This window comes from Streptomyces sp. NPDC041124 (genome assembly GCF_055592385.1).
In genome coordinates this window covers 639,477-666,470 of sequence record NZ_JBVIYR010000002.1, presented here as the reverse complement: position 1 = coordinate 666,470, position 26,994 = coordinate 639,477, and the positions used below count along the sequence as shown (strand labels likewise).

General features: G+C 71.7%; 23 protein-coding genes. 6 read left to right on the top strand and 17 right to left on the bottom strand.

Annotated features, from left to right (window positions below; translation table 11 throughout):
- Positions 1-136: 136 nt before the first annotated feature.
- The 7 genes from ACZ6A9_RS07490 to ACZ6A9_RS07460 all read right to left on the bottom strand — a co-directional run bounded on the left by ACZ6A9_RS07490 (position 137) and on the right by ACZ6A9_RS07460 (position 8,740).
- Entirely contained in the window at positions 137-1,297 is a 1,161-nt protein-coding gene (locus ACZ6A9_RS07490) for an aldose epimerase family protein (RefSeq protein ID WP_468980153.1), read from the bottom strand.
- Positions 1,298-1,350: 53 nt separating this feature from the next.
- Positions 1,351-2,586: a multiple monosaccharide ABC transporter permease gene (gene mmsB, locus ACZ6A9_RS07485; RefSeq protein ID WP_468980151.1), complete on the bottom strand. Its 1,236-nt coding sequence runs from the start codon at positions 2,584-2,586 to the stop codon at positions 1,351-1,353.
- Positions 2,583-4,133, bottom strand: coding sequence for a multiple monosaccharide ABC transporter ATP-binding protein (gene mmsA / locus ACZ6A9_RS07480; RefSeq protein WP_468980148.1), 1,551 nt, complete (start codon positions 4,131-4,133; stop codon positions 2,583-2,585). The genes mmsB and mmsA overlap by 4 nt, the downstream gene beginning before the upstream one ends.
- Positions 4,134-4,165: 32 nt before the next feature.
- Complete coding sequence (gene chvE, locus ACZ6A9_RS07475) at positions 4,166-5,278, bottom strand: multiple monosaccharide ABC transporter substrate-binding protein (RefSeq protein ID WP_468980146.1); 1,113 nt, start codon at positions 5,276-5,278, stop codon at positions 4,166-4,168.
- Between the two features lie 142 nt (positions 5,279-5,420).
- Positions 5,421-6,389: a hypothetical protein gene (locus ACZ6A9_RS07470; protein ID WP_468980144.1), complete on the bottom strand. Its 969-nt coding sequence runs from the start codon at positions 6,387-6,389 to the stop codon at positions 5,421-5,423.
- Between the two features lie 186 nt (positions 6,390-6,575).
- Positions 6,576-7,580, bottom strand: coding sequence for a zinc-dependent alcohol dehydrogenase (locus tag ACZ6A9_RS07465; protein ID WP_468980143.1), 1,005 nt, complete (start codon positions 7,578-7,580; stop codon positions 6,576-6,578).
- Positions 7,577-8,740: a mandelate racemase/muconate lactonizing enzyme family protein gene (locus tag ACZ6A9_RS07460; RefSeq protein WP_468980142.1), complete on the bottom strand. Its 1,164-nt coding sequence runs from the start codon at positions 8,738-8,740 to the stop codon at positions 7,577-7,579. The genes ACZ6A9_RS07465 and ACZ6A9_RS07460 overlap by 4 nt, the downstream gene beginning before the upstream one ends.
- A 241-nt stretch (positions 8,741-8,981) precedes the next feature.
- Between ACZ6A9_RS07460 and ACZ6A9_RS07455 the strand changes: the two genes are divergently transcribed.
- The gene (locus tag ACZ6A9_RS07455; protein ID WP_468980140.1) at positions 8,982-9,815 is read left to right on the top strand and encodes an SCO2400 family protein; all 834 of its coding nucleotides are present in this window, start codon (positions 8,982-8,984) and stop codon (positions 9,813-9,815) included.
- Between the two features lie 120 nt (positions 9,816-9,935).
- On the opposite strand, the gene ACZ6A9_RS07450 is transcribed toward ACZ6A9_RS07455, so the two are convergent.
- Entirely contained in the window at positions 9,936-10,379 is a 444-nt protein-coding gene (locus ACZ6A9_RS07450) for a MarR family winged helix-turn-helix transcriptional regulator (RefSeq protein WP_468980138.1), read from the bottom strand.
- 92 nt (positions 10,380-10,471) lie between these two features.
- On the opposite strand from ACZ6A9_RS07450, the gene ACZ6A9_RS07445 reads away from it, so the two are divergent.
- The 3 genes from ACZ6A9_RS07445 to ACZ6A9_RS07435 are packed head-to-tail and all read left to right on the top strand — an operon-like array spanning position 10,472 to position 12,948.
- On the top strand, positions 10,472-11,494 hold the full coding sequence (locus tag ACZ6A9_RS07445; RefSeq protein ID WP_468980136.1) for an NADP-dependent oxidoreductase: 1,023 nt from the start codon (positions 10,472-10,474) through the stop codon (positions 11,492-11,494).
- 48 nt (positions 11,495-11,542) lie between these two features.
- The gene (locus tag ACZ6A9_RS07440) at positions 11,543-12,337 is read left to right on the top strand and encodes an EI24 domain-containing protein (protein WP_468980134.1); all 795 of its coding nucleotides are present in this window, start codon (positions 11,543-11,545) and stop codon (positions 12,335-12,337) included.
- Positions 12,334-12,948 (top strand): LysE family transporter, encoded by a 615-nt coding sequence (locus tag ACZ6A9_RS07435; protein ID WP_468980130.1) that lies wholly within the window; start codon positions 12,334-12,336, stop codon positions 12,946-12,948. The genes ACZ6A9_RS07440 and ACZ6A9_RS07435 overlap by 4 nt, the downstream gene beginning before the upstream one ends.
- Positions 12,949-13,170: 222 nt before the next feature.
- On the opposite strand, the gene ACZ6A9_RS07430 is transcribed toward ACZ6A9_RS07435, so the two are convergent.
- Together ACZ6A9_RS07430 and ACZ6A9_RS07425 are read right to left on the bottom strand one after the other, a co-directional pair.
- Positions 13,171-14,142 (bottom strand): aldose epimerase family protein, encoded by a 972-nt coding sequence (locus ACZ6A9_RS07430; RefSeq protein ID WP_468980128.1) that lies wholly within the window; start codon positions 14,140-14,142, stop codon positions 13,171-13,173.
- A 15-nt stretch (positions 14,143-14,157) separates the two neighbouring features.
- Positions 14,158-15,066, bottom strand: coding sequence for an SGNH/GDSL hydrolase family protein (locus ACZ6A9_RS07425; protein WP_468980125.1), 909 nt, complete (start codon positions 15,064-15,066; stop codon positions 14,158-14,160).
- A gap of 271 nt (positions 15,067-15,337) precedes the next feature.
- On the opposite strand from ACZ6A9_RS07425, the gene ACZ6A9_RS07420 reads away from it, so the two are divergent.
- Positions 15,338-15,832: a DUF3145 domain-containing protein gene (locus ACZ6A9_RS07420; RefSeq protein ID WP_468980123.1), complete on the top strand. Its 495-nt coding sequence runs from the start codon at positions 15,338-15,340 to the stop codon at positions 15,830-15,832.
- 192 nt (positions 15,833-16,024) lie between these two features.
- Here ACZ6A9_RS07420 and fabF read toward each other — a convergent pair whose 3' ends face one another.
- The 5 genes from fabF to fasR form a co-directional block, all read right to left on the bottom strand.
- On the bottom strand, positions 16,025-17,296 hold the full coding sequence (gene fabF / locus ACZ6A9_RS07415) for a beta-ketoacyl-ACP synthase II (protein ID WP_468980122.1): 1,272 nt from the start codon (positions 17,294-17,296) through the stop codon (positions 16,025-16,027).
- A 113-nt stretch (positions 17,297-17,409) separates the two neighbouring features.
- Positions 17,410-17,658 (bottom strand): acyl carrier protein, encoded by a 249-nt coding sequence (locus ACZ6A9_RS07410; RefSeq protein WP_004931691.1) that lies wholly within the window; start codon positions 17,656-17,658, stop codon positions 17,410-17,412.
- Between the two features lie 79 nt (positions 17,659-17,737).
- Complete coding sequence (locus ACZ6A9_RS07405) at positions 17,738-18,769, bottom strand: beta-ketoacyl-ACP synthase 3 (protein ID WP_468980119.1); 1,032 nt, start codon at positions 18,767-18,769, stop codon at positions 17,738-17,740.
- Positions 18,770-18,791: 22 nt separating this feature from the next.
- Positions 18,792-19,706 carry an ACP S-malonyltransferase gene (locus ACZ6A9_RS07400; protein WP_468980117.1) on the bottom strand — a complete coding sequence of 305 codons (915 nt, stop codon included), beginning with the start codon at positions 19,704-19,706 and terminating at the stop codon, positions 18,792-18,794.
- An 89-nt stretch (positions 19,707-19,795) separates the two neighbouring features.
- Positions 19,796-21,001 (bottom strand): fatty acid biosynthesis transcriptional regulator FasR, encoded by a 1,206-nt coding sequence (gene fasR / locus ACZ6A9_RS07395; RefSeq protein ID WP_468980115.1) that lies wholly within the window; start codon positions 20,999-21,001, stop codon positions 19,796-19,798.
- 236 nt (positions 21,002-21,237) lie between these two features.
- Between fasR and ACZ6A9_RS07390 the strand changes: the two genes are divergently transcribed.
- A complete protein-coding gene (locus ACZ6A9_RS07390; RefSeq protein ID WP_468980112.1) occupies positions 21,238-21,918 on the top strand; it encodes a pirin family protein in 681 nt (226 codons plus the stop codon).
- Positions 21,919-22,028: 110 nt separating this feature from the next.
- On the opposite strand, the gene ACZ6A9_RS07385 is transcribed toward ACZ6A9_RS07390, so the two are convergent.
- Both ACZ6A9_RS07385 and ACZ6A9_RS07380 read right to left on the bottom strand, forming a co-directional pair.
- Positions 22,029-23,603: a S8 family peptidase gene (locus ACZ6A9_RS07385; RefSeq protein ID WP_468980106.1), complete on the bottom strand. Its 1,575-nt coding sequence runs from the start codon at positions 23,601-23,603 to the stop codon at positions 22,029-22,031.
- 431 nt (positions 23,604-24,034) lie between these two features.
- Complete coding sequence (locus tag ACZ6A9_RS07380) at positions 24,035-26,992, bottom strand: hypothetical protein (RefSeq protein WP_468980102.1); 2,958 nt, start codon at positions 26,990-26,992, stop codon at positions 24,035-24,037.
- Between the last annotated feature and the right edge of the window lie 2 nt (positions 26,993-26,994).

Genomic DNA, 26,994 nt, shown 5'->3' with positions numbered 1-26,994 from the left:
CCCGTGGGGGACGTGACGGGCCCGTCATGCCTGGGTGGCCCGCGCGGGGGAGCACGGGCCACCCAGGAGTACGGAGCGGGGCGCGCCGCCGTTCAGCTCATGTGAGGAAAGGGTGACGGCGGCGCATGACGGAGACTCACACCCCGAAGGTGTGGACCGTCGTCGTCCGGTAGGTCTCGCCCGGGCGCAGCACGGTCGAGGGGAACGACGGCTGGTTCGGCGAGTCCGGGAAGTGCTGGGTCTCCAGGCACAGTCCGTCGCCCTGCCGGTAGACCCGGCCGCCGCTGCCGACGAGGGTGCCGTCGAGGAAGTTGCCGGAGTAGAACTGCAGGCCCGGCTCGGTGGTGGCGATGCGCAGGGTGCGGCCGGAGGACGGGTCGCGCAGGGTGGCGGCGTGCCCGGGACGGGCGGTGATGCCCTTGTCCAGCGCCCAGTTGTGGTCGAAGCCCTGCCCGTACAGCACCTGCTGGTGCGCGGTGCGGATGTCCCGGCCGACCGGTTTGGCGCGGCGGAAGTCGAAGGGGGTGCCCGCCACCGCCGCCCGGTCGCCGGTGGGGATCAGCCCGGAGTCGACCGGCGTGTAGCGGGAGGCGGCGATGGACAGCTCGTGGTCCCCGACCGAGCCGCTGCCCTCGCCGGCGAGGTTCCAGTAGACGTGGCTGGTGAGGTTGACGACGGTGGGCCGGTCGGTGGTCGCCTCGTAGTCGACGCGCCAGTCGCCGCCGCGGGTGAGGGTGTAGGTGACCTTCGTGCGCAGGGTGCCCGGGTATCCCATCTCGCCGTCGGCGGCGGTGTGGTACAGGTGGAGGCCGACGTCGGAGCCACGGGTGAAGGGCTCGACGTCCCACACCCGCTTGTCGAAGCCCTGGGCGCCGCCGTGCAGGCTGTTCTCGCCGTCGTTGACGGAGAGCTGGTACTCCCTGCCGTCGAGGGTGAAGCGGCCCCGGCCGATGCGGTTGCCGTAGCGGCCGATCAGCGCGCCGAAGTACGGGCTGGAGGCGACGTAGTCGTCGAGGGCGGAGAAGCCCAGGGAGACGTTGGCGTGCCGGCCGCGCCGGTCGGGGATCTCCAGGGACTGGACGATGCCGCCGTAGGAGAGGACCCTCATGCGGGTCCCGCCGTTCTCCAGTGACCAGCTGTGGACCTTGGTGCCGTCGGCGAGCCGGCCGAAGAGGCTCCTCACCGGCTTGCCCCGGCCCGGCGCGGCGTGGGCCGTCCCGCCGAAGGCGGAGCCGGCTGCCACACCGGCCGCCGCCGCTCCGGCGCCCGCGATGACCGTGCGTCTGTTCAGTTCCATGTGCCACTCCCGGAAGGGAAGGGGCCCCGCCGTCCGGCGGGGCCCGAGCTGACTTACGAACCGACCTTGCGCTTGTTCCACACGTCGAAGCCGACCGCCGCCAGCAGTACCAGGCCCTTGATGACCTGCTGCCAGTCGCTGCCGATGCCGACGAGGTTCATACCGTTGTTCAGCACGCCCAGGACCAGACCGCCGATAATCGCGCCGAGGACCGTGCCGACACCGCCGCTCATCGAGGCGCCGCCGATGAACGCGGCGGCGATGGCCTCCAGTTCGAAGTTGAGGCCGGCCTTGGGGGAGGCCACGTCGAGGCGGGCGGCGAACACCAGACCCGCCAGGGCCGCGAGCATGCCCATGTTCAGGAAGACGAGGAAGGTGACCTTCTTGTCCCGTACCCCCGACAGCTTCGCCGCGGGGAGGTTGCCGCCGATGGCGTAGATGTGGCGGCCGATGACGGCGTTGCGCATCACGTAGCCGAAGCCGACGAGCAGCGCGCCGAGGATCAGCAGCACGATCGGGGCGCCCTTGTAGCTGGCGAGCAGCATCGTCACCACGAGGACGGCGGAGGCGAGCGCGACGAGCTTCAGCAGGAACAGCTTGGTGGGCAGGACGTCGAGAGCGAACTCCTGCTGGCGCCGGCGGTCGCGGACCTCCTGGAGGACGACGAGCGCGATCAGGGCGAGGCCGAGGAGCAGGGTGAGGTTGTGGTAGTTGGTCTCCGGGCCGGCCTCGGGCAGGAACCCGTTGGTGACCTTCTGCAGGCCGTCGGGGAAGGGGCCGAGGGTCTGGCCCTCCAGGAAGATCTCCGTCAGCCCCCGGAAGGTCAGCATGCCCGAGAGGGTCACGATGAACGACGGTATGCCGCCGTAGGCGATGAACCACCCCTGGATCGCCCCCGCGACGGCGCCCACGGCCAGACACAGCACCACCGCGAGCGGCCACGGCATGTCGTTCCTGACCATGAACACCGCGGCCATGGCCCCGACGAACGCCGTCAGCGAGCCGACCGACAGGTCGATGTGGCCGGCGATGATGACCAGCATCATGCCGATCGCGAGGATCAGGATGTAGCTGTTCTGCACCACCAGGTTGGACACGTTGCGAGGCAGCAGCAGGTCGCCTTCGGTCCACACCGCGAACAGCGCCACGATCAGGCCGAGCGCGATCAGCATGCCGTACTGCCGCATGTTGCGGCGCATACCGTCCAGCATCAGCTGGAGCAGGCCGTCACCCGATCCGTTCCTGCCCGGCGGCGCGGCTGCCGGGGTCTTGTCGGTGACTGTGCTCATCGGGATACCTCTTTGTCCTTCGTCATCTGACGCATCAGCGATTCCTGGGAGGCCTCGGCGCGCGAGAACTCACCGGTCAGCCTTCCGGCGGCCATCGTGTAGATGCGGTCGCACATGCCGAGCAGCTCGGGCAGTTCGGAGGAGATGAAGACGACCGCCTTGCCCTGGGCGGCCAACTGGTCGATGACCGTGTAGATCTCGTACTTGGCGCCGACGTCGATGCCGCGTGTGGGCTCGTCGAGGATCAGCACATCGGGACCCGCGAAGATCCACTTGCTGAGCACGACCTTCTGCTGGTTGCCGCCGGACAGCTTGCCCACCGGCTCGAAGACGGTCGGCGTCTTGATGTTCATGGACGTGCGGAATTCCTCGGCGACCTTCCGTTCCCGGTGCTCGTCCACCACACCGCGCCGGGCCACCTTGCCGAGGGCGCTGAGCGAGATGTTGCGGTTGACGGTGTCGATGAGGTTGAGGCCGTAGTGCTTGCGGTCCTCGGTGACGTACGCGATGCCGTGCCTGACCGCCTCGGGGACGGTCCTGGTGCGGATCTCCCGGCCGTCCTTGAGGACCGTGCCGCCCGCGTGCCGGCCGTAGGTGCGGCCGAAGAGGCTCATGGCGAGTTCGGTGCGCCCGGCGCCCATGAGACCGGCGATGCCGACGATCTCGCCGCGCCGGACCGTCAGCGACACGTCGTCGACGACCTTGCGCTGCTGGTCGATGGGGTGGTGCACGGTCCAGTTGCGGATCTCCAGGGCCGGGGCGGCGCCGTCCTCCGGGTGGTGCGGGGTCCGCTCCGGGAAGCGGTGCTCCAGGTCCCGGCCGACCATGCCGCTGATGATGCGGTCCTCGCTGGTCCGGGGGTCCTTCACGTCGAGCGTCTCGATGGTCCGCCCGTCGCGCAGGATCGTCACCGAGTCGGCGACCCTGCGGATCTCGTTCAGCTTGTGGGAGATGATGATGGAGGTGATGCCCTCGTCCTTCAACTGCATGATCAGGTCGAGGAGTTTGCCGCTGTCCTCGTCGTTGAGCGCCGCGGTCGGCTCGTCGAGGATGAGCAGTTTCACCTTCTTCGACAGCGCCTTGGCGATCTCCACCAGCTGCTGCTTGCCCACCCCGATGTCGGCGACGCGGGTCTCGGGGTGCTCGTCGAGCCCCACCCGGCGCAGCAGTTCGGCGGCGTGCCTGAGGGTCTCGTTCCAGTTGATGAGGCCGCGGGTGGCGTGCTCGTTGCCGAGGAAGATGTTCTCGGCGATGGACAGATAGGGCACCAGGGCCAGTTCCTGGTGGATGATCACGATGCCGTGCTGCTCGCTGGCCCGGATGTCCTTGAACCGGCAGACCTCCTCCTCGAAGAGGATCTCCCCCTCGTAGGTGCCGTGCGGGTGGACGCCGGAGAGGACCTTCATCAGGGTCGACTTGCCGGCGCCGTTCTCGCCGCAGATGGCGTGGACCTCGCCCTGCCGGACGGTCAGGGTGACGTCCGACAGCGCCTTGACGCCGGGAAAGGTCTTGACGATCGAGCGCATGTCCAGGACGGGTCCCGCCATGGTCGTGCCTTCCAATCAGTGGTTTGCGGCGGTCAGTTCAGGTCGCTCTGCTTGATGTAGCCGGAGTCGACGACGACCTTCTGGTAGTTCTCCTTGTCCACCGCGACCGGCTCCAGCAGGAAGGCCGGGACGACCTTGGCGCCGTTGTCGTAGGTCTCGGTGTCGTTGGTCTCGGGCTTCTTGTCGTTGAGCAGCGCGTCGACCATGTTGGAGGCGACCTTGGCGAGTTCGCGGGTGTCCTTGTAGACGGTCATCGACTGCTCGCCGGCGATGATGGACTTCACCGAGGCGACCTCGGCGTCCTGTCCGGTGACGACCGGCAGCGGCTTGCTCGCCGAGCCGTAGCCGTCCGACTTCAGGGAGGACAGGATGCCGATGGAGATGCCGTCGTACGGCGAGAGGACCGCGTCCACCCGGTCGCTGCGGTAGGCCGAGGTCAGGATGTCCTCCATGCGCTTCTGGGCGGTACCGCCGTCCCAGCGCAGGGTGGTGACCTGGTTGAGCTCGGTCTGCTTGGACTTGACGACGAGCTGCTTCTTGTCGATGTAGGGCTGCAGGACGTTCATGGCGCCCTGGAAGAAGTAGCGGGTGTTGTTGTCGTCGTTGGAGCCGGCGAACAGCTCGATGTTGAAGGGGCCCTTCTTGCTGCCGTCCTTCAGGCCGAGCTTCTCGGCGATGTAGGTGCCCTGGAGTTCGCCGACCTTCTCGTTGTCGAAGGAGGCGTAGTAGCCGACGTTCTCCGTGCCGAGGATGAGGCGGTCGTAGGAGATCACCGGGATGTCGGCGTCCTTGGCCTGCTGCAGGACGTTGTTCATCGACTTGTTGTCGATCGCGGCGACGATCAGCGCGTCCACACCCTGCGTGATCAGGTTCTCGATCTGGGAGACCTGCTGGTCGGGGTCGTCCTCGCCGTAGACCAGCTTGGTCTCGTAGCCCTTGGACTCGAGGTTCTTGACGACGTTGTTGCCGTCGGCGATCCAGCGCTCGGAGGACTTGGTCGGCATCGAGATGCCGATGGTGGCTCCCTCGGAGCCCCCCTTGTCCTCTTCGCTGCCGCCCTCGCTGTTCTGGCCGCAGGCGGTCAGGGTGAGGGCGAGGGAGGCGGCCGTGGCCACGGCGGCGAGTGCGGCTCTGCGATTACGCATGATCATCATCCTTGATGTCCGAGGGCGGGGTGGGTCGGGACGGTGCGGTGTCCGAGAGGGGAGTCGAGCCAGAGGGCCGAGAGCAGGTGTGTGGGATTGTGCGCGGCTGTGTCTTCTTCTGTGAAGTCGCTTTTCCGGAACGTTATGACGGTGTTTCGAACCGGCGCAGAGCGCCGGGAAGCCGGGATCCGATCGGTGCCATGTCGCCGTCCGCGCCGTGGCGGGCGAGCAGGTCCAGTGCCAGCCGCCCGCGCCGCACGCGCTCCTTCGCGGTCGCCAGGGTCAGTTCCCGCATCTGGTGGCCGTACGGGTAGATCCCGGGTGCCTTGGCCAGGCCGAACTTCAAATACAGCGGGGCGCCGCGCCGGATCAGCTCGGCGACTTCGTACATCCGCACGTAGCCGCCCAGGTCGTCGGGGGCCTCGATGTACATGTCCATCGGGGCGGCGGACACCCGTCTGATCTCGGTGAGATGACTGAGCGTCAGGTCGCTGGGCACGTTGATGGAGTCCGCCCCGAGCCGCTCGTGAACCGCGTACGAGGCCGGGTTGACCGGTCCGACGAGCGCCGAGACCTTCAGTGTGGTGTCGGCGGGCAGCAGCCCGGCCGCCCGTGCCCGGTGCAGCGTCCACAGCACGCCCTCGTCCGCGACGAGCAGGCACTTCACGCCCAGCTCCGTGGCCCGCAGCGCGTCTTCGACGCAGCCGGCGACGGCGTCGTGGCCCCGGGCGCGCAGTCCCGCGCCGTGGGAGTCGGTCCGCGTGGAGCCGCCGATGTCCCAGGTGCCGCGCGGGCCGGTGAACAGGCAGAGTTCGATGTCCCGCTCGGCGGTGGCCTCCACCATCTCGGTGATCTCGGCGTCGGTCAGCATCCAGACGCCGCTGCCCTGGCTGATGCGGTGGATCGGCACATCGAGGCGCGAGGCCTCCTTCAGGACCACCGCCAGCGCCTCGGGCCCCTCGCACGAGGGGATCTCGGTGCGCCAGCGGCCGCCGCCGGGGAAGGTGTGCGGCGAGGCGTCGGCGGGGTCGAGGGCGGGGGCGCTCAGGCCGAGCGCGGCGAGCGCCCGCTCGCCGGGCCGGCGGGGCGCCTTGGCGGAAGCGTCGGTCACAGGGTTGTCCTTCGTGTTCGATATATCGGACGAGGTTCGCGGCTTCGGGTGCGAGCCGATCGGGTCCGCGGCGAGGTCGAGACGGTGGGGGAGAGGGGAAGCGCGCCGGTACGGGGGCCGCCCGGGCCGCGGGTCGGCGGCCCCGGGCTCAGGTCCGGTCCCTGTCGCTCCCGCACCGGCGCACGGTCAGGGGCGCAGCAGGACCTTGCCCACCTTCGGATCACCCGACCCCACCAGCTCGATGGCCTCCGGGAACGCCGCGAGCGGCAGCTCGTGGGTCACCAGCGGCAGCGGATCGAGCAGCCCGGCGGCGAACACCCGCACGGTGTGCGCCCAGGCATCCGGCGGCGCGCCGAAGACGGTGTGCACCTCCAGCTGCCGTACGACCAGATCGGTCGGGTCGAGCCCGTCGGCACCCGGCGCCGGGATGCCGGTGAGGACCAGCCGCCCGCCCCGCCGCAGCAGCGAGGCGGCCGTACGGGCCGCGTCGGCGGAGCCGGCCGTCTCGATCACCACGTCGAAGCCGTCCGGGAGGGGCCCGTCCTTGGTGCGGAAGCCGGTGGCCCCGAACCGCCGGGACAGCGCCTCACGCTCGCCCCTGGAGCCCACCACCAGCAGCTCGGCGGGGGAGCCGGCGCGCAGGAACTGCACCGCGAACATCCCCAGCGTGCCGGTGCCGACCACCGCGACCCGCTCCCCGGGCACGGCGTTCGCCTTCAGCGCGGCGGCCGCGACGCAGGCGGCCGGCTCCAGCAGCGCGGCGGCGCTCAGGTCGGCGTCGTCCGGCAGGACGTGCAACAGCCGGGCCGGAAGGGTGAGCGTGGGCGCCATGGCGCCCGGCTGGGTGAAGCCGGTCTCCTCGTAGCCCGCCGAGCACAGCGTCGTCTCACCGGCGTGGCAGCGGTCGCAGACCTGACAGTTGCGAAACCCCTCACCGACGACCTTGGCCCCGGTCAGCGAATCCGGCACCCCCGCGCCCACCCGCTCGACGGTGCCGGACCACTCGTGCCCCGGCGTCAGCGGGTAACGCACGTACCCCTCGGGCCGGTTGCCCTGGTAGACCTCGCGGTCACTGCCGCAGATGCCGGCCGCGTGCACCCGGACGAGCGCCTCGCCGGGTGCGGGGTCGCGCGGCTCGTGCGGGACCAGGCGGTGCGCGCCGGGCGCCTCGACGAGCACGGCGGTACTCACTGCGTGCCCTTCGGCTTGCGCTGCTCCCAGCCCTCGGCCCACAGGTCGAACCGGGCCTGCTGCTGCGGGAACTCGGCCGCCGCGTCGACGTCCAGCTCGACACCGAGCCCGGGTGCGTCGGAGAGGTGGAAGCAGCCGTCCTCCGGGTCCACCTGGGGTGCGCCCTTGACGACCTTCTTGATGTCCGCGTCCGCGAAGTCGTTGAAGTGCTCCAGGATCTTGAAGTTCGGGGAGGTGAAGCCCACCTGGAGGGACGCGGCGGTGAGCACCGGTCCGCCGACGTTGTGCGGGGCGACCAGCATGTAGTGGGTCTCGGCGGTCGCCGCGAGCTTGCGGGTCTCCCAGATGCCGCCGATGTGGCCGACGTCCGGCTGGAGGATGTCGACCGCCTGGCTCTCGAACAGTTCGCGGAACTCGATGCGGTCGTGGATGCGTTCGCCGGTGGCGAGGGGCATGTCGACCTTCGCGGCCACCTTCTCCAGCGCCTTGAGGTTCTCCGGCGGCACCGGCTCCTCCAGCCAGGCCGGCTTGAACGGCGCCAGCTCGCGGGCGAGACGGACGGCGGTCGCGGGGGAGAAGCGGCCGTGCATCTCCAGCATCAGTTCGGCGTCGGGGCCGATGGCGTCGCGCACCGCCTCGATCAGGGAGACGGCGTACAGGGTCTGCCGGTGGTCGAGTTCGAAGTGGCCGGTGCCGAACGGGTCGATCTTCAGCGCCCGGTAGCCACGCTCCATCACCGCCCGCGCCGCCTTGTGGTACGCCTCCGGGGTGCGCTCGGTGGTGTACCAGCCGTTGGCGTACGCCTTGACCTTGTCGGTGACCTTGCCGCCGAGCAGCTGCCACACGGGCACGCCGAGGGCCTTGCCCTTGATGTCCCAGCAGGCCATCTCGACCACGGCGATGCCGGACATCACGATCTCGCCCGCGCGGCCGTAGTCGCCGTACTTCATCCGGCGGACCAGGTCCTCGACAGCGAACGGGTCGGAGCCGAGAATGTGGTTGACCTCGGCTTCCTTCAGGTACCCCAGGAGGGCGTCGGTGTGACCGAGCATCCTGGTCTCGCCGACTCCCGTGATCCCCTCGTCGGTGTGCACCTGGACGTAACTCAGGTTGCGCCACGGCGTCCCGACCACGTGTGTGCTGATTCCGGTGATGCGCACGGCAGTTCGCCCCTCGCTGCGGTTGTGGACCTTGTCATCGGTGGCCTGCGTTCGACGCGTTCGATATTTCGTCACACGTTCGAAATGCTGGCGTGACAGTAAGGACGGTGCGGTGGGGGTGTCAATGGGTCGCGCGCACAACGGTTTCGACAGTTTCGAACCCCATGGGCAATGGTCCGCACCAAACCTTCACAGCAAGGCCTATGAAGCGGACCGGAACGGAACCTAACCTTCCCGCGTCATGGACTTTTGCCCCCCGTGCCGACGGCACCTGAACGGCGCTCTGGCCTGCCCCGGCTGCGGCACGCCCGTCGAGACGCTCCGCGCCCGGCAGCGACAGGACCCCGCCGTGCCGCCGGGGTACGAGGGAGGCGGCGCGGAGCCTGCCGGGGGCGCCGGAACCGCGCGTGCCGAGGAACCCGTCGAGGAGCCCGCCGGAGCGTCCGCGGAGGAGCCCGGCGACGAGTACGGCGAGGACGGCGACGAGGCCCCACGGGGGCGGCGGGCGGACCGGCGCCAGGGGCGCCGGCGCGGGCCGGCGGCCGAGGACCCTTCCGCGGGGCAGAGCCGCCGCGACCGCAAGGCCGCCGCGCACCGCCGGAGGCGGAACCGCACGCTGCTGATCGCGGCGGGTTTCGTCCTGGCGGCCGGTGCGCTGAGCCTCGCCGAACTCGGCCTGGAGATACCCGGATCGAAGTCCGACCCGGCGGTGGCCGGGCAGGAGGCGCCCGACGGCGGCGCGGCCGAGGTGGAGCCGGAGGAGTCGGCGGGAGAGGCCGTGGACGCGCCGGTGCGGAAAGGATCGCCGAGCCCTTCCGCGTCCGGGTCCCCGTCGGCCTCCGCGTCCCCGGGGGACGACGAGGAGTCCCCGCGGGCGGAGGAGGAGCCCGAGGCGGAGGAGGGCGCCTCGTCCGCGCCCGCCGCCGACCCGCCGTCGGCCGACCCGACGGCGGCCCCGCCGGCGGACCCGCCGTCCGGGCCGGAGACGCCGGAACCGGCCCCGACCACCGAGGAGCCCGAACCGGAGCCCGAGCCGTCGGAGACGTGCAACCGGTTCCTGTGGTGGTGCACCTGAGCCGCCCCGCGCCGGTGAGGTGTCCCGCGCCGGTGTGATCCGGCGGGTGTGGTCCGGCAGGTGCGATCGGAGGGCGTGCTCCGGGAGGGTGTGTCCGCGGCGCGGCGTGCCGCGTGGCGGTCAGTTGGGGGCCAGCATGCGGCGCAGGGCGTCCCGCAGTGCCACCCGCTCCTGCTCCGACAGTCCCGCGAGCGGCTCGCGGGCGAACCGCAGGGACTCCTGCAGGCCGCGCGCCACCCGCCGTCCCTCGGCCGTCGCCGCCGCCAGCTTCACCCGCCGGTCCGCCGGGTCCGGACGGCGCTCCACCAGGCCCCGTGACTCCAGGCGGTCGACGATGCCCGTGACGTTGGACGGCTCGCACTTCAGCCGCTGCGCCAGCCTGCGCATGGGCAGCGGCTCGAGGGACAGCAGGCTCAGCAGCCGTGCCTGCGCGCCGGTCAGCGCGTGCCCGGCGGCGGCCTCCTCGTACTCCTCGTGGTAGCGGGCCACCACCGCACCGATGAGTTCGACGACCTCCAGGGTGAGGGCGTCGGGGCGGCTGGGCGTGTCGCGGGGTGTGGCCATGCCTTCCAGGGTACCCACTTGCTTGACATCCTGAAATATTCAGTCGCATGGTTGTTTCAGGTAATGAAGCATTTCCAGGAAGGTGCCCGCTCATGTCCGACGCCCCCACGCCCCCCGTCACCGGCCGCGAATGGCAGCTGCGGAGCCGGCCCGTCGGCTGGCCGAAGCCCGAGGACTTCGCCCTCGTCGAAGCGGAGGTGCCCGCCCCGGGCGAGGGGCAGGTACTGGTCCGCAACGAGTACCTCTCCGTCGACCCGTACATGCGCGGCCGGATGAGTGCCGCCAAGTCCTACGTCGCCCCCTACGAGCTCGGCAAGGTCATGCAGGGCGGTGCCGTCGGTGAGGTCGTCGCCTCGAACGCCGAGGGGATCGCCGTCGGCGACCACGTCCTGCACTTCCTCGGCTGGCGCGAGTACGCCGTCGTGGACGCGAAGAACGCCGTCAAGGTCGACCCGCAGGCCGCGCCGCTCTCGACGTACCTGGGCGTGCTGGGCATGACCGGGCTCACCGCCTACGCCGGTCTGCTGCGCACCGCCTCCTTCAAGGCGGGCGACTCCGTCTTCGTCTCCGGAGCCGCGGGCGCCGTCGGCAGCCAGGTCGGTCAGATCGCGAAGCTCAAGGGCGCCTCCCGGGTGATCGGCTCCGCCGGCTCCGACGAGAAGGTGAAGCTGCTCGTCGAGGAGTACGGCTTCGACGCCGCCTTCAACTACAAGGACGGCCCCGTGAGCGAGCAGCTGCGCGCCGCCGCCCCGGACGGGGTCGACGTGTACTTCGACAACGTGGGCGGCGACCACCTGGAGGCGGCCATCGGCTCCCTCAACCGGGACGGCCGGATCGCGATCTGCGGCGCGATCTCCGTGTACAACAACACCGAGCCGGCGCCCGGTCCGAAGAACCTCGCCCGGCTGATCCAGACCCGGGGCCGCATCGAGGGCTTCCTCGTCGGCGACCACTACGACCTCCAGAAGCAGTTCGTCCAGGAGGTCGGGCCGTGGGTCCGCTCGGGCGAGCTGAAGTACCGCGAGACCGTCGTCGAGGGCATCGAGAACAACCTGGAGGCGTTCCTCGGGGTCCTGCGCGGCGACAACACCGGAAAGATGATCGTCAAGCTCTGACCGGCGGCTGCACGAACCACCCCGCCCACCCCTCGATACAGTGCTCCCATGCGCGATCTCGGGGTGGGTTTCCGGTACTTGCTGAACGGCCAGAAGTGGGTGGCCCGGCACGGCAGACAGTACGGCTTCGGCCTGCTGCCGGGCCTGATCACCCTGGTCCTCTACGCGGCCGCGCTGATCGCCCTCGCCCTCTGGGGCGCGGACTTCGTCACCTGGGCCACCCCCTTCGCCGACGACTGGTCGAGCCCCTGGGGCGGCCTGTTCCGCGGCTTCCTCACCGCCGTGCTCTTCGCCCTCGGCCTCCTGCTGTCGGTGATCACCTTCACGGCGGTGACCCTCCTCATCGGCCAGCCGTTCTACGAGAGCCTCTCGGAGAAGGTCGACCGGGACGTCTCGCCCGACGGCACCGCCCCCGAGTCGGACCTGCCGCTCCTGCGCGAGCTGTGGATCTCGGGCCGGGACAGCCTCCGCATCGTCGCCCGCGCCCTCGTCTGGGCCGTGCTGCTGTTCGCCCTCGGGTTCATCCCGGTGGCCGGCCAGACCGTCGTACCGGTGATCGGCTTCCTCGTCACCGGGTTCTTCCTCACCGAGGAACTCACCGCCGTCGCGCTCCAGCGCCGCGGGATCGAACTGCGCGAGCGGCTCGCCCTGCTGCGCTCCCGCAAGGCCCTCGTCTGGGGCTTCGGCACCCCCCTGGCCGTCGCGTTCGTCGTCCCCTTCGTCGCCGTGTTCCTGATGCCGGGCGCGGTCGCCGGAGCCACCCTCATGGCGCGCGACCTGCTCGGTGAGGAGACGGCCGGGCACGCCGGCGAGGAGTCCGAGCAGGAAGGCGTCACCCCGTGACCGAGGTCCTCGCCGTCGCCGTCATCACCGTCCTGGCCGTGATCGCCCCGGGTGCGGACTTCGCCATGGTGGTGCGGGGCAGCTACCTCTACGGCCGCCGCACCGGGCTCCTCGGCGCCCTCGGCGTCGCCGCCGGTGTCCTGGTGCACGTCACCTACACCATGCTCGGCGTGGGACTGCTCATCGCCTCCTCCACCTTCCTGTTCACCGTGATCAAGCTCGCCGGTGCCGCCTACCTCGTGTACATCGGCGTCCGCACCTTCCGCACGCGCGCCGAGGTCACCGTCGACCTGGAGGGCGCGACCGGCCTGACCCCGTTCGCGGCCCTGCGCACCGGGTTCCTGACCAACGTCCTCAACCCGAAGACGACCCTCTTCGTCGTCTCGACCTTCGCCCAGGTCGTCAGCCCCGGCACACCCGTCCTCCAGCAGGCGGGCTACGGCCTGTTCATGTCGCTGGCCCACCTGCTGTGGTTCGGCGTCGTCGCGGTGTTCTTCTCCCACGACCGGATGCGCACCCTGATGCTGCGCGGCCAGAAGGTCCTCAACAAGGTGATCGGAACCGCGCTGGCCGGCCTCGGCGTCAGCCTCGCGTTCGCTCCGTCGCACTGACCGCCACCGCCACGACCGACCGCACCTGGCCGATGATGTCCAGCCGGTCGCGTACGGACTGGAGATGTGAAAGGTTCGTACGGGATTGAAGCGGGCAGTCTCTTCGTGGGCCACCGGACCCCGGCAGGGATTACCGTCGGGTCCGGGAAGTGCCCGCATGAGCAGCCCCGGCCCGGGACCCTGACCCCGGACCGGGGCTCATGCGCGTGAGGGGCCCGCCGGCTACCGCACCGAGAAGCCGTACACCGTCTCCGAGCGGAACACCTCGCCCGGCCGCAGGACCGTGCTCGGGAACTCGGGACGGTTCGGCGAGTCGGGGAAGTGCTGGGTCTCCAGCGCGATGCCCTGCCCGGGCAGGAAGGGCTCCCCGATGTGGTCCGCGGTGTAGAGCTGCATCCCGGGCTCGGTGGTCGCCACCGTCAGCACGCGGCCCGACGCCGGGTCGTACAGCTCGGCCACCTCCACCGGCGTCCGGGTGACGCCCTTGTCGAGCACGAAGTTGTCGTCGTAGCCCGTCCCGGTCCTACGGGCCTCGCGGAAGTCGAAGCGGGTGCCGGAGACGTCGGCGAGCTCACCGGTCGGGATCAGGTCCGCGTCGGACGGGGTGTAGCGGGAGGCCGCCAGCCGCAGCTCGTGCCCGGCCGCGCTGTCGGAGCCGGACAGGTTCCAGTACGAGTGGTTCGTCAGGTTCACGTGCGTCGGCGCGTCCGTCACCGCCTCGTACGCGATCCGCAGCGCTCCCCGCTCGTCCAGCGTGTACGTCACCGACACCTCGAGACGGCCCGGGAAGCCCTCCTCGCCGTGCCCGGCGACCAGACGGAGACGCAGACCGTGCTCGACCGGCGCGGCGTCCCACACCCGCTTGTCGAAGCCCCGCGCACCGCCGTGCAGCGAGTTCGGCCCGTTGACCGGCTCCAGGGCGTACGTGAACCCGTCCAGGGCGAAGCGCGCGCCGGCGATCCGGTTGGCGTACCGGCCGATCAGGGCGCCCAGGAAGGGCTCCGGGTGCCGGAGGTAGCCGTCCAGGCCGGAGAACCCCAGCACCACGTTCCCCCTCCGCCCGTCACGGTCCGGCACCTCGACGTCCTGCACGATCCCGCCGTACGACAGGATCCGTACCCGCACGCCCGCCCGCCGCAGGGTCCAGCGGTGCACCGGGGTGCCGTCGGAAAGTGTGCCGATGAGTTCGTTCATGTGCGGAACAATAGGTCACGGCTTCGTCGCCGTGACCGTCCGGTACGCGATCTCGGCCAGCTTGGACTGGCCGTCGATGCTGGGATGGAACCAGTCCCAGCGGCTCAACTGCCCGGTGCCGAAACGGTAGTCGTGCACCGCGCCACCGTCGAAGCGGCACCGGCGGTCCTCGGCGCAGACCTCCTCCAGCACCGTGTTGTACTCCCGCACCCGGTGGTGCACCGTCTCGCGCCGCTGCGTCGCCGCCGCGTCCATCGCGTCCGCGTCACCCAGCATCGACGGGCAGACGCCCAGCTTCCACACCTGCTTGCCCAGCTCGTTGGTCCGGCCCTCGGACCACAGCCGCTTCAGGTCCGGCACACTCGCCACGTACACCTGCGTCTTCGGCAGCGCCTCGCGCAGCGTGCGCATCGCCTCCCGGAAGTCGGCGCGGAAGTCCGCCACCGGCGTCATCGCCGAGGTGGTCTCCCGGCAGGCGTCGTTCGCCCCCGCCATCACCGCCACCAGCTCCGGGGAGCGCTGCGCCGCCCGCGCCATCTGCGCCGGCAGGTCCGCCATCCGGGCCCCGGTCACCGCGTAGTTCCAGCTCCGCGCGGCCGCTTCCGTGCGGCCCAGCAGCCGTACGGCGAGACTGTCCACCTGCTCGCTGCCGCCCGTCGCCCACGAAACCTCCGGACAGTCCGTCAGCACCGCGCAGGCGTCGAATCCCGTGGTGATCGAGTCGCCCACGGCGGCGACCGAGTCCGGGCCGGTGTCCCACACGGGCGTGGGACTCGGCGACGGCCGCCCTTCCTTCGCCGCCGTGCCGGACGGGGCGGGGGAGTCACCACCGACCGCGTCGCAGCCCGCCACGCCGAACGCGGCGGCCGCCATCACGGCGGCCACGGCCCGCGCACGGGCCCTCCTCCGCGTCGCCTGCTCCATCCGTCGCCTCCCCGCGCCGTGCCGGTGTCCGTCCCTCCAACCCCTGACAACGCACGGGAGTTCCCGCCCGTCCGCAGCGCCCGTACGAAAGCGACGTGCCCCACCCGTACAGGCGTCCTGCCGGGTGAATGGCGAGCGTTTCCCGGCACCAGGACGGACGGTACGTCACACTCCTTGCTCCGTCGCACGGTAGCCTCGCCATCAACGCGGCCCGCGCGGGCCGCAGCCGTTGCGCCCGATCGAAGACGACCCGCTCAGCCCGGAGGTTCCGGTGACGACTCGTGGAGTTCTGTACGTGCACTCCGCGCCCCGCGCGCTGTGCCCGCACGTCGAGTGGGCCGTCGCCGGGGTGCTCGGCACGCGTGTCAGCCTGGACTGGATCCGCCAGCCCGCGGCCCCCGGCACCTGGCGCTCGGAGTTCTCCTGGCAGGGCCAGCCCGCCATCGCCTCCCAACTCGCCTCCGCGCTGCGCGGCTGGCAGATGCTGCGCTTCGAGGTCACCGCCGAGCCCTTCTCCACCACCGAGGGCGAGCGCTACAGCTGCACGCCCGACCTCGGCATCTTCCACGCCGTCACCGGCGTCCACGGCGACATCCTCATCCCCGAGGACCGCCTGCGCGCCGCCCTGGTCCGCGCCCGGACCGAGGAGACCGACCTGGAGGCGGAGATCGCCAAGCTCCTCGGCAAACCCTGGGACGACGAACTGGAACCCTTCCGCCACGCAGGCGAGGGCGCCCCGGTCCGCTGGCTCCACCAGGTCGTCTGAACACCCTCGTGCCGAGCGCCCCGAAGGGGCGCGGGGAACTGCGCGAGCGACCATGACACACCCGCACCCGACCGACCTCCCGGGGTCACAGGGGCGCAGCCCCTGAGGACGGGAAGGGGCGGCGGGGGCGACGACGGCGAAGGGCCCCCACCCCCGAAGAGGTGAAGGCCCTTCAACTCGCCGACGTTCAGGTCACACGGACCGGAACGCCAGCACCACGTTGTGCCCACCGAACCCGAACGAGTCGTTCAGCGCCGCGATCCGGCCCTCGACGGGCAGCTTCCGCGCCTCGCCCCGCACCACGTCCGCGTTCGCCTCGGCCTCGGGGTCGAGGTTCTCGACATTGATCGTCGGCGGAGCCACCCGGTGGTACAGCGCCAGCACGGTGGCCACCGACTCCACCCCGCCCGCGCCGCCGAGCAGATGTCCCGTCATCGACTTGGTCGCGGACACGGCCATGTGGTCCGCGTCGTCCCCGAACACCTTCCGCAGCGCCTTCAGCTCGGCGATGTCCCCCGCCGGCGTCGACGTCGCGTGCGCGTTGACGTGCACGATCTCCGCCGGATCCAGATCGGTCCGGTCCAGCAGGTTCTGCAGGGCGTGCGAGATGCCCCGCCCCTCCGGCTCCGGCTGCACGATGTCGTGCGCGTCGGCCGAGATGCCCTGACCGACCGCCTCCGCGTACACGCGGGCACCGCGCGCGGCGGCGTGCTCGGCGGACTCCAGCACGACGACGCCCGCGCCCTCGCCCATGACGAAGCCGTCACGGCCGGTGTCGTAGGGACGCGACGCACCCTCGGGGTCGTCGTTCTTCTTCGACATCGCCATCATGTTGCCGAACGCGGCGATCGGCAGCGGGTGGATCGCCGCCTCCGTACCGCCCGCGACGACCACGTCGGCGCGTCCGGTGCGGATCATCTCGATGGCGTAGCCGATGGCCTCGGCGCCCGACGCGCACGCGGAGACCGGGGTGTGCACGCCCGCGCGGGCGCCCACCGCGAGGCCCACGTTCGCGGACGGGCCGTTCGGCATCAGCATGGGGACGGTGTGCGGGGAGACCCGGCGTACGCCCTTCTCCTTCAGCACGTCGTACTGGTCCAGCAGCGTCGTCACACCGCCGATGCCGGAGGCGATGACCGCGCCGAGACGGTCCGGGTCGACGCTCGGGTCCTCACCGGCCTTCGCCTCGAAACCGGCGTCGGCCCAGGCCTCCTTGGCAGCGATCAGCGCGAACTGCGCCGAGCGGTCCAGGCGGCGGGCCTGCGGCCGGGGGATGACCTCGGTGGGCTCCACGGCCACCGGGGCCGCGATGCGGACCGCCTGGTCGGCGGCCCACTCCTGCTCCAGGAGCTTGACGCCGGAACGTCCGGCGACCAGGCCCTCCCAGGTTGAGGCCGCGTCGCCACCCAGCGGTGTGGTTGCGCCGATACCGGTGACGACCACGGTGCGATTGGTCGAACTCATCGGAATTCTCTCTCCAACGGATCTACGAGGATTCGTACGGCGCCACCGCCGGGTGGCGGGGCCGGGGTACCCGGCCCCCGGGCCTCCCGTACGGACGGAAGGCCCGGCAGGGCTCAGGCCTGGTGCTTGAGGATGTAGTCGGTCGCGTCGCCGACCGTCTTGAGGTTCTTGACGTCGTCGTCGGGGATCTTGACGTCGAAGCGCTCTTCGGCGGCGACGACGACCTCGACCATGGACAGCGAGTCGACGTCCAGGTCGTCGGTGAAGGACTTGTCCAGCTGGACGTCCTCAACCGGGATGCCGGCGATCTCGTTCACGATCTCCGCGAGACCGGCGACGATCTCTTCCTGAGTGGCGGCCATGATGGCGCTCCTTCGTTGTGATTCCAGGGATGTGACGGTGGTGCCTCGCGTACCGGACCGATCATCCGGCACGGAGTGCCTAGGGGAGGGTAACGACCGTTGCGGCGTAGACGAGACCCGCCCCGAAGCCGATGACGAGCGCGGTGTCGCCGCTCTTCGCCTCGCCGGTCGCCAGGAGCCGCTCCATCGCGAGCGGGATCGAGGCGGCCGAGGTGTTGCCGGTGGTGCGGATGTCACGGGCGACCATGACGTGCTCCGGCAGTTTCAGCGTCTTCACCATCGAGTCGATGATCCGCACGTTGGCCTGGTGCGGGATGAAGACGTCCAGGTCGTCCGGGCTGATCCCGGCCGCGTCCAGCGCCTGCTGGGCGACCTTCGCCATCTCGAACACGGCCCAGCGGAAGACCGCCTGGCCCTCCTGCGTGATCGCGGGGAACTTGACGTTGCCCGCCCTGTCGACGGGCAGCCCGGAGAGGTCGCCGCTCCTGAAACGGTCCCAGGTGACCGTCTGCTTGATGGTCTCGGACTTGTCGCCCTCGGAGCCCCACACGGTCGGGCCGATCGCCGGCTCCTGGGACGGGCCGACCACGACCGCGCCCGCGCCGTCGCCGAAGAGGAAGGCGGTCGCCCGGTCCTCCAGGTCGGTCAGGTCGGAGAGCCGCTCCACGCCGATGACCAGGACGTACTCCGCGGACCCTTCCACCACCATGCCCTTGGCCAGCGTCAGCCCGTAGCCGAAGCCCGCGCAGCCGGCCGAGATGTCGAAGGCGGCGGCCTTGTTCGTGCCCAGCTTGTCGGCGATCTCGGTGGCGACGGCCGGGGTCTGGCTGAAGTGCGACACGGTCGACACGACGACGGCGCCGATCTGCGAGGCGTCGATGCCGGCGTCCGCGATCGCCTTCCCTGAGGCCTCGACGGACATCGCGGCGACGGTCTCCTCGGGGGAGGCCCAGTGCCGGGTCTCGATCCCGGAGCGGGAACGGATCCACTCGTCGGACGAGTCGATCGTCTCCAGGATCACCTCGTTCGGCACGACCCTGGTGGGACGGTAGCCGCCCACGCCGAGGATGCGCGCGTACGGGGCGCCCTTGCTGGGCTTGATCTTCGCCATGCGGGTCGGCTCCTTAGGGCGGTCAGGCGGTGTGCTCGGCGACGAGCTCGCGGGCCGCGTCGAGGTCGGCGGGGGTCTTCAGGGCCAGCGTCTTCACACCGGGCAGGGCGCGCTTGGCGAGGCCGGTCAGGGTGCCGCCGGGGCAGACCTCCAGCAGGGCGGTGACGCCGAGCTCCTTGAAGGTCTCCATGCACAGGTCCCAGCGGACCGGGTTGGCGACCTGGCCGACCAGACGCTCCAGCACCTCGGCACCGGAGGCGACCTTCCCGCCGTCCCGGTTCGACACGTAGGTGACCTTCGGGTCGCCGGGCGTCAGGGCCTCGGCCGCCTTCGCCAGGGTGTCCACCGCGGGGCCCATGTGGTGGGTGTGGAAGGCACCGGCCACCTGGAGCATGACGACCCGGCGCACGCCCTCGGGCTTGTCCGCCTCCAGCGCGGCGAGCTGCTCCCTGGTGCCGGCCGCGACGATCTGGCCCGCGCCGTTGATGTTCGCCGGGGTCAGGCCCAGCTTCTCCAGGTGCGCGACGGTCACCTCGGGGTCACCGCCGAGGAGTGCGGCCATGCCCGTCTCGGTGATCGCGGCGGCGTCGGCCATGGCCAGGCCCCGCTTGCGGACCAGGGAGAGCGCGGCCCTCTCGTCGAGCACACCCGCGAGGGCGGCGGCCGTGATCTCACCGACGCTGTGACCGGCGACGGCACCGGGTGCCACGTCCCCGAGCGCGGCGGCGGACAGCAGCCCGGCCGCGACCAGCAGCGGCTGGGCGACGGCCGTGTCACGGATCTCGTCCGCGTCCGCCTTGGTGCCGTAGTGGGCGAGGTCGAGTCCGATGGCGTCCGACCACGCGGAGACGCGGTCGGCGGCACCGGGGAGTTCGAGCCATTCAGTCAGGAAGCCGGGCGTCTGGGCACCCTGGCCGGGAGCGACGAGTACGAGCACTCTCACACTCTCTCTTGGGGACGGCCACGGCCGCCCGTGAGGACAAGGACGAAGAACAGCAGGGGGTTTTGTGGAGCCCCCACAAAAGGCTAGGGCTGGAGATCGCCATCGACCAGGCGCCCCAGGATGAGCGCGATCCGCAGTGTGAACGCAGAGCGTACATCGGAGGGTGACCATCCGGTGACGTCTGTCACACGTCGGAGCCGGTAACGCACGGTGTTGGGATGCACGAACAGCATGCGCGCCGCGCCCTCGAGGCTGCTGGCCTGTTCGAGATACACGCTGAGCGTCTCCAGCAGCGCGGCCCCGGCCTCCTCCAGCGGTCTGTAGATCTCCTCCACCAACTGCTCGCGTGCGGAGGGGTCTCCGGCGATCGCCCGCTCCGGGAGCAGATCGTCCGCCAGCACCGGGCGCGGGGCGTCCTGCCAGGCGGAACAGGCCTTGAGGCCCGCCGCGGCGGCCTGCGCGGACCGGGTCGCGGCCTGCAGGTCCGGCACCACGGGACCGGCGACCACCGGGCCGGCCGCGTACGGTCCGATCAGCGACTTCGCGACGGCCAGCGGGTTGTCGCTGCCGCCGGCGATCACCACGAGCCGGTCCCCGAGCACCCCGGTCAGCACCTGCAGTTTGGCGTGCCGGGCGGCCCGCCGGATGGCCTCCACGGTCAGTTCGGAGTCCCCGTCGGGCGCGGTGCCGAGCAGCACGCACACGTGGTCGGGAGAGTTCCAGCCCAGTGCGGCGGCCCGCGACACGGCCCCCTCGTCGGCCTCGCCGCTGAGCACCGCGTTCACCACCAGCGACTCCAGGCGCGCGTCCCAGGCACCCCGTGCCTCGGCGGCCTGCGCGTACACCTGGGCGGTGGCGAAGGCGATCTCCCGGGCGTACACCAGGAGCGCCTCGCGCAGCACGTTCTCGTCGCCGGGCGCCGCCACCTCGTCGATGGCGGACTCCATGACCTCGATGGTGGTGCGCACCATCTCCACGGTCTGGCGCAGGGTGATCGCCCGGGTCAGCTCACGCGGAGCGGTGCCGAACACGTCGGTGGAGATGGCCTGGGGGGCGTCGGGACGCCGGAACCACTCGGTGAACGCGGCGATGCCCGCCTGCGCGACCAGACCGATCCAGGAACGGTTCTCCGGGGGCATGGCCCGGTACCAGGACAGCGTCTCGTCCATCCGCGCGATCGCCTGCGCGGCGAGGTTCCCGGACGACTTCTCCAGCCGCTTCAGCGTCGCGGCATGCGGGTGGGCGGGGCGTGCGGGGGGCCGGCGGGTACTGGTTTCGGGTTCGGGCACGGGGACAAGACTGCCTTATCAGGACGGCCGCGCGTGTCGCAGGGTCAGGCCCTGCCCGGCGGGTCACGCCGCGGACACGGGGTCCGGCACGCGCATCTGCGGCGTTGTCGTCAGTTGCCGATGCTCCGCATCGACGCCTTCCTCCGCCTTGCAGCCGCACGCACCGGACCCCGCTCACCGGCGTCGATCCGTTGCTGTCGCTTCACTGCGGCCTGACCCGCCGGGCAGGGCCTACCGTGGACTCCGTGACGGACGTACGGCGCGCGCGTGAGCGCTATCAGGGTGGCGATCCGGCGGCCGGGATCGAGACCCGCCACGCCTTTTCCTTCGGGTCGCACTACGACCCGGACAACCTCCGCTTCGGCGCGGTGATCGCCTGCAACGAGGAGCGTCTCGCCCCGGGCGCCGGCTTCGAGGAGCATCCGCACAGCCACACCGAGATCGTGACGTGGGTGGTGGAGGGCGAGCTGACCCACCGCGACTCCACGGGCCGGGAGACGGTGGTCCGCCCCGGCGACGTCCAGCGCCTGAGCGCCGCGTCCGGCGTCCGCCACGAGGAGCGCAACGACGGCTCCGCCCCCCTGACCTTCCTCCAGATGTGGCTGGCCCCCCTGGAACCGGGCGGCGAGCCGTCCTACGAGGTCGTCCGGGGCATCGCCGACTCCACCCCGTACGCCCTCCCGGAGGCGGGCGCCATGCTGCACGTGCGCCGCCTGGCGGCGGGGGAGCGGACCGCCGTACCGGACGCGCCGTCCGTGTACGTCCACGTGGTGCGCGGCGTGGTGGCCCTGGACGGCGAGCGCCTGGGCCCCGGCGACGCGGCCCGCCTCACGGACACCGGGGACGTCGAGGCGGTCGCCGGGGACGCACCGGCGGAACTGCTGCTGTGGGAGATGCGGGGGCCCGGGGCTGGGTGACTCCTCGCTGGTGGTCGTGGACGCGGTCGCCGGCCGGTGGGACAGAGCTCCGCCCCGGCGCGGTGGTCCGGGCCGGGGCGGAGCGGGGTGACGTACTGGCGGTCAGGGCGTCAGAAGGTCAGGCCCCAGCTGTTGATGTAGCCGGTGTCGCCGGCGTAGCCGTCGGTGACGCGGAGCTTCCACGTGCCGTTGGCCGTCTCCGAGGAGGCGTTCACGGTGTAGGTGGTGTTGATGTTGTCCGCGGAGCCGCCGGTGCCGGACGCCTTGAGGGTGTACAGCGAGCCGTCGGGGGCGACCAGCTGGACCGTCAGGTCACCTATGTAGGTGTGGACGATGTTCACCGGGACCTGGAGGGCCGAGGGGGCGTTGCCGGAGACCCCGGTGACCGTGATCGGGGACTCGACGGTCGTCCGGTCGCTGATCGTGTAGTCCGAGGAGTTGGTGAAGGTCTTGCCGGGCGGCGGGGTGGTGCCACCGTTGCCGCCGGTGTACAGCAGGCGGTTGGGGGAGCCGGTGCCCGGGTTGGAGACGACGCCGGAGACGGAGCTGTTGATCAGCGCGGAGGCGACCTGCGCCGGGGTGGCCGACCGGTTGTCCGCGAGGTACAGCGCGGCGGCGCCCGCGACGTGCGGGGTGGCCATCGAGGTGCCGGAGATGCTGTTGGTGGCGCTGTCGCCGGTGTGCCAGGCGGAGGTGATGGACGAGCCCGGGGCGAAGATGTCCAGGTTCGAGCCGTAGTTCGAGTAGCTGGCGCGGGCGTCGGTGCTGGTGGTGGCGCCGACGGTGATGGCCTCGGACACGCGGGCCGGCGAACCGGTCGCGGTGGTGGACTCGTTGCCCGCGGCGACGGCGAAGGTGACGCCGGCGGCGATGGCGTTGCGCACCGCGGTGTCCAGGGAGGTGCTGGCGCCGCCGCCGAGCGACATGTTGGCGACGGCCGGGAGGACCGCGTTGTCGGCGACCCAGTCGACGCCCTCGATCACGCCGGCGGTGGTGCCGGAGCCGTTGTTGTCCAGGACGCGGACGCCGACGATGGAGGCCTTCTTGGCGACGCCGTAGGCGCTGCCCGCCACCGTGCCGGCGACGTGCGTGCCGTGGCCGTTGCCGTCCTGGGCGACGTTGTCGCCGTCGACGGCGTCGTAGCCGTTGCGGGCGCGGCCGCCGAAGTCGCTGTGGGAGATGCGCACACCGGTGTCGATGATGTACGCGGTGACGCCCTGGCCGGCCGTGTCGTCGTACGTGTACGAGCCGCTCAGCGGCAGCGCGGTCTGGTCGATGCGGTCCAGGCCCCAGGACGGCGGGTTGGTCTGCGTCGCCTGGGTGGTGAAGGTGCGGTTCTGCTCGACCAGCGCCACCGACGGGTCGGCGGCCAGCCGTGCGGCCTCGGCCTCGCTGGCCTCCACGGTGTAGCCGTTGAGGGCCTCGCGGAAGGTGTGCTCGACCTCGGCGCCGTGCTTCTTGGCGACGCCCTTGCCCTTGGTCGAGGCGGCCTCGGTGCCCGGCTTCAGGGTGACGATGTAGCTGTCCTCGACCGCGTTCGGCGCGTCCGCGTAGGCGATGGCCCCGACCGCGGGCTCGGCGGCGTGCGCGGGCAGGGCGGTGAGAAGACCGCCGGTGAGAGCGGCCGCGGCGACGGAGCCGGCCGTGACGATCGATCTGCGCTTGGCGTTTCGCTTCACTGCCATCTGAGGGTTCCTCCTCGACAGGTGGGGAGTGTGGGGGATGTGCGCCCCCGAGGAGGCGCACGGAGCGAACGCCCGCGCCGGGTCGCCGGCACAGACGTTAGTCAGGTACATGCCAATCGCGGACGCTGTGGCCGTGATCGCTTTTCCCTGTCGCCAGCCGAAAGATTGAATGGTCTACGCGGATTGCACAAGAGGTTCGGGCAGGCCTTAACGTCCACGCCACACAGGGGAAATGACACAAGGTCATCAACCGGTACACAAACGCCGGGTAAACGAGACCACTGTCACAGTCCTCTCGTGGAACCGCGTCGGCGCACGTCACGTCCTCTTCGCACCGGTCCGTCACGCGTGACCCCATCTGCGGAACCACCGGCCGCCCCGTCACCCGGAGTGTCCGGTGCCGGGGCTCTCACCCCGGCACCGGACACCGGTCACTCCTCGTCGCGGAGCCTCGTCGCGAGGTCGGACAGCGACTGCGCCTCCTCGGTGCGGCCGAGCGCGGTCAGGCGGGTCACCGCCGCGTCGAGGCGGGTCAGCGCGGGGGCGGGGCGTTCCAGGTAGATGCCCTCCACCACACCCGCGAGGCGCACCGACTCGGCCCACTCCCCGGCCAGGCCGGGGTTCGCCTCCGGCTCGCCGAGCAGGCCGAGGGCCTTCTCCAGCGCGGCCAGGGCCTCCTCGTAGGCGCCGCCGTACGCGTCGACCCTGCCGTGCTCGTAGGCCAGGGCCGCGTCCAGCGGGCGGCCGTGCGCCTCGTACCCGGCGGCGCGGGCCTCGTCGGTGATCCGGCCGGCGTCCTGGAGGAAGGCGCGGGCGCCCGACAGGCCCTCGGGCCCCTGCTGCTGGGCCTGCACGCGGGCGAGTTCACGCAGCGCGTTGCTCAGGTGCTCGAAGCGCGGCTCGCGGGCGTGGGCGGCGAGCGCCTGGTCCACGGCCGCGCGGGCCCGGTCGAACTCACCGGACTCACCGAGGAGCACGGCCGTCTCGGCGGCGATCATGGCGTGGCTGCCCGGGTCGTCGTCCCAGCCGGCCGACTCGGCGGCGAGGGCGACGAGTTCCGTCGTGGCGGCCTTGAGGTCGTCCCCCGCACGCAGCGCGCGGGCGCGGGTCAGGCGGAGCTGGGCGACGAGCCGGTCGTCCACCTCCCCGGCGGCGACGTCCGGTTCGGCGAGCAGGGAGTCCAGCAGGGCGATGCAGTCCTCGACGCGGCCCAGGTCGAGGCTGAGCTGGGCGGCGTTGCTGTAGGTGCAGTACGCGTCGATCCGGTCGCCGCCGCGCAGTTGCGCCTCCGCCGCCCGCGTCAGGTGCCGCAGCGCCTCGTCGTGGCGGCCCAGGTGCATGCACGCCTCCGCCAGCTGGGAGCGCAGGCGGTCGGTTTCGAAGGGGTCGGCCGGCCACTCCGCGGCCACCCGCAGGCCCTCGGTCAGGTCCGAGTACGCCGCCCGGGCGTCCCCGAGGCCCAGGTGGAGCCGGCCGCGCAGGGCGAGGGTGCGGGGCAGGTGCCAGGCCGGGCCGTGCGTCCTCAGCCGGTCCAGGAGCTCGCCGGTCCCGGTGAGCGCGGCGGGCAGGTCGCCGGCCAGGGCGTGGGTGGTGGCCCGCAGCAGCCGTGCCCCGGCCGCCTGCCCGGCGATGCCGTGGCGGCCGGCGAAGTCCTCCAGCAGGTCCACCTCGGCGAGGACGGCGGCGACGTGCTCCTCGCCGCGCGACTCCTGCAGCCGCAGCCCGAGCGCGGTCGCCCGCGCCCGCAGCAGGCGCGCCTCCTGGTACGGGGCGAGCCCGGACGTCTCCTCCTGCAACCGCACCAGAGCGACGTGGGCGGCGGTCAGCGCGGCCACCCTGGCGTCGTCCTCCCGCGGCCCGGGGCCGTCCCCGGCGGCCTCCGCGGGCAGCTCGGCGGTGGCGAGCAGGGCCCCGGCGCGGGCGACGGCCGCGTGGCCCGGGAGGCCGGCGTCGTCGTACAGGCCCGCGGCCTCCTCGTACAGGGAGACGGCGTCGGCGTACTCGTCCTTCTCACCGGCCCGGCCCGCCTCGTCGGCCAGCAGGTCCGCGTGCAGCTGCACGACCGGGCCCACGGCCGGGTCGCCGGGGTGGACGTAGCCGCGGGCGGCGACGAGCGTGCGCAGGCGGGCCCAGCAGTCCCGCGCGTCCGGATGGCCCTGCTCGTCCAACGCCCGGGCGTGCTGGATGAGTTCGGCCAGCGACTCGGGCAGGGCAGTGGCCGCCGGCGCGGGTGCCGCCGCCGGCGCGGCCGGCGTCACGTCGTCCAGGACGCGGGCGCGCAGGGTCAGCTCCAGCGCGTCCAGCAGCGGTTCGCGCCCGAGGCGGGCGCGGCGGCGGTCGGCGTGGGCCGTGGTGCCGTTGCGGGCGTCGAAGCGGGCGGCGAGGTCGTCGGCGCGCTCCCGCACCTCGGCGCTCAGCGCCGCCACCGTCCAGGCGCGGCCCGTGAAGCCGGCGGCGGGCAGGTCGCCGTGGCCGAGCCCCTCCACCCGCCGGAGCAGGACCTCCGTACCGGTGAGGAAGTCGAGCAGGTCGCGCGGTGACTCCACCTCGTCGAACAGGGCGCGGTTCTCGGCGAGCAGTTCCAGGCCGCGCGCCTCGTTGCCGGTCAGCGCGCAGAACTCCAGGTGCCGGCCGACCTCCCCGGCCATCGAGGGGTTGCGGCGGCACGCGCGGTACCCGGCGAGGTGCAGCGCCCGCGCCTCGTCGGTACGGCCGGCGCGCAGCACCGGCAGCAGCGCGTACGAGACCGAGCGGGCCGGCTCCTCCTGGCAGGACTCCTTCCCGGCGAGCACCGGCTCCCAGACGCGCAGCGCGCGCTCGTCGTCACCCGCCGCCAGGTGGTACAGGGCGCGCTCGCAGATCTCGCACGCCTCGCAGTCGCTGAGCCGGGTGCGCCCCCGGCCCGCCCACAGTTCGTACGCCAGGGCGGTGTCCACGCCCACGTGGGCGGCGAGCTGGTAGGCCTGCCCGTAGTAGGGCTGGAGCTCCAGGCCGGCCTTCTCGTACCGGTCGCGCATCTCCGTCAGCCACTGGCGCAGGCTGGCCAGCGGTATCTCCGGCAGGGCGCGCAGGGCGTTCGCGACCCACTTGAACCGCCAGAACAGCATGTGCCGCAGCCGCGGGTCGAAGGCGTCGGGCTGCTCGTCGAACAGGGTGAGCAGCCGGGCGAAGACGACCGGCGACTTCCGCGGCTCGGAGCCGTAGGTGTAGGCCTCCTGGAGCTCGAACAGGGCGTGGATGAGCGGCACCGCCTCGTCGAACTGCTCGGCGGCCTCGACGAGTTCCTCGGCGGTGACGGTGCGGGTGCGGCCGTAGGGGCGCTCGTCGTTCGCCTTGAGCGCCTGGTACAGCTCGTCGATGGTCTGGGGGTGGGGTGCGGTCGTCGGCATCG